Below are 615 nucleotides of genomic sequence, written 5' to 3'. Positions count from 1 at the left end.
CATCCACTGTACCGTATGCAGCTCGGCATGGAAATCATCCATGAAGACCGGTAGGGCCACATTGATCGTCGTCGTACTAAGGGAAGCCATGAAATTTCCGAAAAACACGGCCATAATAATCGTCCAGAATGGAGTTGAAGTTGACTGCTCGGCTTGATTGTTCACACCATTTTCCCCTCTACGTTCGTAGCATCTGAGTCGTTCTCCAGCCTATGAATCGCTTCCTGCACTTTGTGATCCCAGGACAGCAGCTCTTGCTTGAAGGAATCCATACGACTCATCTTGCTCTCGATCATTTCGATTTCCCTATGAAGGCCCTCGGATATTTCGCTCAACTTCTTCTGGCGCTCCACGCGATCTTCCACGGAACGTACGACCAGACGTTGTTGTTCAATGATTTCATTGACCTTGAGGAATTGCTGCAATTCTTGCAGGGAAAACCCCAGTACTTCCTTCGCTAAAATAATCTTCTTCAGCCGTTCAATGTCCTCCTCTGTGTAGAGGCGCATACCTCCTTCGGTCCGGTCTAATGCCTCGATCAATCCAATCTCTTCGTAGTAACGGATCGTTCGTTTCGTCAAGCCAGTCATAGAAGCAGCATCTTCAATCTTATAC

Annotated in this window: 1 protein-coding gene; it reads right to left on the bottom strand. The window is 47.6% G+C overall.

Annotated features, from left to right (window positions below; genetic code table 11):
- Window positions 1-161: 161 nt before the first annotated feature.
- Window positions 162-615 (bottom strand): MerR family transcriptional regulator (locus AC1DWB_RS36945; protein ID WP_477545999.1); only part of this gene is annotated, 454 nt, incomplete at its 5' end.

Source organism: Paenibacillus sp. P4_E11 (assembly GCF_056401635.1).
This window is presented reverse-complemented; position numbering and strand designations above follow the sequence as displayed.